Source organism: Mesorhizobium sp. ORS 3428 (assembly GCF_001854785.1).
Taxonomy (GTDB): domain Bacteria; phylum Pseudomonadota; class Alphaproteobacteria; order Rhizobiales; family Rhizobiaceae; genus Mesorhizobium.
Genome location: NZ_MDFL01000033.1, coordinates 1 through 5,696 on the forward strand (window position 1 = coordinate 1; position 5,696 = coordinate 5,696).

Sequence of the window (5,696 nt, forward strand, 5' to 3'; positions counted from 1 at the left end):
GACACCGTGACTTTCACCAACGCCGACTCCAAGACGCACACCGCCACGGCGGACGACGGTTCCTTCGATACCGGCCAGCTCGCCAAGGGCAAGAAAGCCAAGGTCAAGATCGCCGAAGCCGGCGCGCACCCGTTCCATTGTGCGATCCACAGCTCGATGACGGGCACTGTTACGGCGAAGTAGGAGGCACCGACGGCGGAGCGCCAATCTCCCGCCAAAGGTCGATCTGCAGGCAGAGAGGTTGGTGCGAGGCACCCCTCTGCCCTGCCGGGCATCTCCCCCACAAGGGGGGAGATTGACAGCTTGAGCTACGGCGCTCGTCCTGCAACGTCAGCGATTGGCGAAAGCGACGATGACATCCGATCTCCCCCCTTGAGGGGAGATGTCCGGCAGGACAGAGGGGGGTACTGTCCCGCCACCGTCTCAGCTGTCAGAGCAACTTTTGGAGGATTTCGTCCGTTCGACAAAAGACGAGCGCCGCGATCCTTCGCGCCGCCCACTGGCCTGCCGGCCATCTCCCCCACAAGGGGGGAGATCATGCTCTCCATCCTTGGCCCATCCCTCCCGCCTTTATCCGCCAGCCCGTATCGGCTAAGGGGCAGGCACCAAACTCTCTTGCCCCGGACCTCCGCCCCCAAATGACCGCCAAGCCAAAACCTCTCTTCCTCGGCATCGACACCGGCGGCACCTATACCGATGCCGTGCTGTGGTCGGAGGAAGGCGGGCCGAAAGGCAGGGTGCTGGCCAAGGCCAAGGTGCTCACCACGCGCCACGATCTCGCCGTCGGCATTTCCGGTGCGGTGGATGCGGTACTGGAGAAGGCCGGCACCGATCCGGCCTCGATCAAGCTTGTCTCGATGTCGACCACTTTGGCCACCAACGCGCTGGTCGAGGGCCAGGGCGGCCGCGTGGCGCTCGTCATGATCGGCTTTTCCGAGGGCGACCTTGCCCGCGACGGGTTGAAGACGGCGCTGGGCACCGATCCGGTGGTGTTCTGCCCCGGCGGCCATGACGTGCACGGCAACGCCGCCAAGCTCGACCTTTCCGGCCTCGAGGCGGCACTGCCGGAGCTTGGGCGTTCGGTCTCGGGCTTTGCCGTCTGCGCCTATTTCGCCACCCGCAACCCGGCGCATGAGCTCTCGGCCCGCGACCTCATCCGCGAGAAGACCGGCCTGCCGGTCACCGCCAGCCACGAATTGTCGGCCAAGCTCGGCGGCCCGCGCCGGGCGCTCACTACATTGCTCAACGCCCGCCTGATTTCGATGATCGACCGGCTGGTCGCGGCGACTGAAGGCTTTCTCGGCAAGCGCGGCATTGCCGCGCCGCTGATGGTGGTGCGCGGCGACGGCGCGCTGGTGTCGGCGGCCTTTGCCCGCCAGCGGCCGATCGAGACGATTCTCTCCGGCCCGGCCGCCAGTCTGGTCGGCGCCCGCCACATGACCGGCCTCGACGACGCCATGGTGTCGGACATCGGCGGCACCACAACGGATGTCGCGGTGCTCGACGGCGGCCGCCCACGCCTCGATCCGGAAGGCGCCACCGTCGGCGGCTTCCGCACCATGGTGGAGGCGGTCGCCATGCGCACCTTCGGCCTCGGTGGCGATTCGGAAGTGGCGCTGGAGGACGGCGCGCTCACCCCAAAGATCCTGCTAGGACCCCGCCGCCTGGTGCCGCTGGCGCTGGCCGGCCTGGTGCATGGCGAGGCCGTCACCGCCGAGCTCGAACGGCAGCTGCGCGCGCCCAATCCGGGCCGCGGGCGCTTTGCCGTGCGCACCGGCGTGCCGGACAGGCTCGCCGCCGGCCTCACCGCGCCGGAAGCAAAACTCTACGAGGCGATCGGCGCCACCCCGCTGCCGCTCGACAGGCTGCTCACCTCCAACGCGCAGAACGCCACGCTCAACCGGCTGGTGGCGCGCGGCCTCGTGCACATCTGCGGCTTCACGCCCTCGGACGCCGCCCATGTGCTGGGCAAGCAGGCCAACTGGGATCCCGCCGCCGCCCGCCTCGGCGCCGAGCTCTTCGCCCGCCGGCGCGACGGCCGCGGCCAGGTGATCGCGGCGACGCCGGAAGCGATCGCCGAGCGCGTGCTCGCCACGCTCACCCGCTGGTCGGCCGAATATATCCTCGAAACCGCCTTCGCGGAGGACGGGCTGGACGGCGCCGCGACCGTCGCCCATGCGCTGGTGCAGCGCGCCGTCGATGCACATCCCGGCATCGCCCGCTTCAGCGTCGCGCTCGACCGGCCGGTGATCGGCCTCGGCGCCTCGGCGCCGCTGCATTATGCCGGCCTGCCGCCGCTGATCGGCAATGGCTGCGTGGTGCCGGAGGATACCGACGTCGCCAATGCGCTCGGCGCCGTGGTCGGCCAGGTGCGCGTCTCGGCCGAGGCGCGCGTCAGCCAGCCGAGGGAAGGGCTCTTCCGCYTGGCGTCGGGGCAGACCGTGCGCGACTTCACCGACGAGGYGGCGGCGATCGCCGCGGCGCAAGCGGATGTGCGGGCAATCGTCGCCGAGCGCGCCAAGGACGCCGGCACCGACAGCGCCGAGATCGACGTTTCCACCGAATTCCGCGTCTCTACCGTCGAAGACCAGCGCATGTTCATCGAGGCGCATGTGGTGGCGGTGGCCTCGGGAAGGCCGAGGATCGCGGTGTGATGGAGAGCTGATCTCCCCCCAAGTGGGGGAGATGGCCGGCAGGCCAGAGGGGGGTGCTGTCCCGCCGGCGCCTCCAAGAGGCGCGCGCTCATACTCGACTTCGACCGACTGCACGAAATACCGAAATCTGCCAGGTTGGCGTTCTTTCGCGCCCCCTGTGCCCTGCCGGGCATCTCCCCCACTTGGGACCCACTTGGGGGAGATTGGCCGCTCCCCCGCCGCCGCAAACCTAAAAACCTCGCCCGATCGCCCTACTTCCCCTTAAGCCGAATTGACCCTTGAACCCCGGCATGCCAAAGGCCGCCCAAGACCGATGGCCGGCGAGCCGGCAAAGCCTATATCTGGAGACATGCTGATGACCGACCGCATCGAGATCGCCGGGTTGCGCATTGCCCGGGAGCTCCATGACTTCGTGGCCGATGAGGCAGCAGTCGGCACCGGCATCGATCCGCAAGAATTCTGGAACGGCTTTTCGGCAATCGTCCATGATCWGGCGCCGAAGAACYGGGCGCTGCTCRCAAAGCGCGACGCCATGCAGGAAAAGCTCGACAACTGGTACCGCGCAAACGGCGCGCCGGTCGACATGGAGGCCTACAAGGCCTTCCTGAAGGAGATCGGCTATCTGGTGCCGGAAGGCCCGGCCTTCGGAGTCACCACCGAGAAAGTCGACCCCGAGATCGCCGTCGTCGCCGGGCCGCAGCTCGTCGTGCCGGTGATGAATGCGCGCTATGCGCTCAATGCCGCCAATGCCCGTTGGGGCTCGCTCTATGACGCGCTCTACGGCACCGACGCCATCCCAGAGACCGGCGGCGCCGAAAAGGGCAAGAGTTATAACCCGGTGCGCGGCGCCAAGGTGATCGCCTGGGCCAAGGACTTCCTCGACCAGTCGGTGCCGCTGACCACCGGCAAATGGGCCGGCGTCAACGGGCTCTCGGTGGCGAATGGYGCGCTCAAGGCGGGCGAGGGCGCCGGYGCCACCACRCTCGCCGATCCCAGGCRGTTCGTCGGCTATCGCGGCGATGCCGCCACGCCGGAAGCCGTGCTGCTGGTCAAGAACGGGCTGCATATCGAAATCGCGATCGACCATGCCAACCCGATCGGCAAGACCGACCCGGCCGGCATTGCTGATATCCTTCTCGAAGCCGCRCTTACCACCATCCAGGACTGCGAGGATTCCATCGCGGCGGTCGATGCTGAGGACAAGGTCGTCGTCTACCGCAACTGGCTCGGCCTGATGAAGGGCGATCTCGCCGAGGAGATCACCAAGGCCGGCAAGACCTTTACCCGCAGGCTCAACCCTGACCGCAGCTACACTTCGCGTGGCGGCGGCACGCTTACGCTGCCCGGCCGCTCGCTGATGCTGGTGAGAAACGTCGGCCACCTGATGACCAATCCGGYGATCCTCGACCRCGACGGCAACGAGGTGCCGGAGGGCATCATGGATGCAGCGCTCACCGCTCTGATTGCGCTGCATGATGTCGGCCCGAACGGACGCCGCGYCAATTCCCGCGCCGGCTCGATGTATGTGGTGAAGCCCAAGATGCATGGGCCGGAAGAGGTCGCCTTCGCGGTGGAGATCTTCGACCGCGTCGAGGCGCTGCTCGGCATGGCGAAAAACACCATCAAGATGGGCATCATGGACGAGGAGCGGCGCACCACCGTCAACCTCAAGGAGGCAATCCGCGCCGCAAGCGAACGTGTTGTGTTCATCAACACCGGCTTCCTCGACCGTACCGGCGACGAGATCCATACCTCGATGGAAGCCGGCCCGATGATCCGCAAGGGCGACATGAAGCAGGCGGCCTGGATTTCCGCCTATGAGGCCTGGAACGTCGACATGGGGCTCGAATGCKGGCTAGCCGGCCACGCCCAGATTGGCAAGGGCATGTGGGCGATGCCGGACCTGATGGYGGCGATGCTGGCCGAGAAGATCGCCCATCCCAAGGCCGGCGCCAACACTGCCTGGGTGCCCTCGCCGACGGCCGCAACGCTGYACGCGACGCATTACCACAAGGTCGACGTGAACGCCGTGCAGGCGGCGCTGAAGAGCCGGCCGAAAGCGAAGCTCGACGACATTTTGTCCGTGCCGGTGGCAAGACGGCCGAACTGGACGCCGGACGAGATCCAGCGCGAGCTCGACAACAACGCTCAAGGCATTCTGGGCTATGTCGTGCGCTGGATCGACCAGGGGGTGGGCTGCTCGAAAGTGCCCGATATCAACGATGTAGGCCTGATGGRGGACCGCGCCACGCTGCGCATCTCCTCGCAGCACATCGCCAACTGGCTGCGCCACAAAGTGTGCTCGGAAATCCAGGTCAGGGACTCGCTGCAGCGCATGGCGTCGATCGTCGACCRCCAGAATGTCGGCGATMCGCTCTACCGGCCGATGGCGCCGGATTTCGACAAGTCGATCGCCTTCCAGGCCGCCTGCGACCTTGTATTCAAGGGGACCGCCCAGCCCAACGGCTACACCGAGYCGGTGCTGCATGCGCGCAGGCTGGAGCTGWAGGCGAAGGACCGGGCGGGGTAGCGCRCTTCTTCCTGATGGGTTGCATCGGCTGCTCCTCCGTTGCCCTCGCCCCACAATGATGAGACGGAGCCGGGACCGGCAAATTGGTCTGGTGTTAGCCTCTTCGGCTTTACGCCAATTGCGGACYTCAGACCCATCCGCCACGAAATGAGCTAGTATGCCTCCCGCTCCCTGACATGCGCGAGCAAATGCCCAATGAAACGAGTAAGCTTTGGGAGCGGTCGTCGATCCCGTCGATGCACGATATGGACAGGGCGCGGTTCGGGCAAATAGGCTTGTAGGACTGAAACCAGCGCCCCGTTTGCCATATCCTGGGCCACCAGAACTTCGGGCTGCAGTAACAATCCCGCACCGGCCAGCGCAGCCATGCGCAATCCGTTGCCATCGTTGCRTGTGAAAGACGGTGCGATCGGTGGCTGCACCTCATCCCAGCCTTTCAGTTTCCAGGCATTGCGGCTGTTCCATACCGTATGAAAGAGGCAGTGATGCGCGCCGAGATCGTGCGGGGTCTG

4 protein-coding genes are annotated in these 5,696 nt (G+C 66.5%); 3 read left to right on the plus strand and 1 reads right to left on the minus strand.

Translation table 11 applies throughout. From position 1 onward, the window contains the following. From ORS3428_RS05450 to ORS3428_RS05460, 3 genes are all read left to right on the plus strand, one after another. Nucleotides 1–183: cupredoxin domain-containing protein (locus ORS3428_RS05450; protein ID WP_172833644.1), on the plus strand; the 183-nt coding region annotated here is incomplete at its 5' end. A 455-nt stretch (nt 184–638) separates the two neighbouring features. After that, on the plus strand, nt 639–2,654 hold the full coding sequence (locus ORS3428_RS05455) for a hydantoinase/oxoprolinase family protein (protein WP_071095295.1): 2,016 nt from the start codon (nt 639–641) through the stop codon (nt 2,652–2,654). Nucleotides 2,655–3,009: 355 nt separating this feature from the next. Beyond that, complete coding sequence (locus tag ORS3428_RS05460; RefSeq protein WP_071095297.1) at nt 3,010–5,184, plus strand: malate synthase G; 2,175 nt, start codon at nt 3,010–3,012, stop codon at nt 5,182–5,184. Nucleotides 5,185–5,336: 152 nt separating this feature from the next. Here the strand turns inward: ORS3428_RS05460 and ORS3428_RS31160 are convergent. Beyond that, a partial coding sequence (locus ORS3428_RS31160) for a LysR substrate-binding domain-containing protein (protein ID WP_244507838.1) occupies nt 5,337–5,696 on the minus strand: 360 nt, incomplete at its 5' end.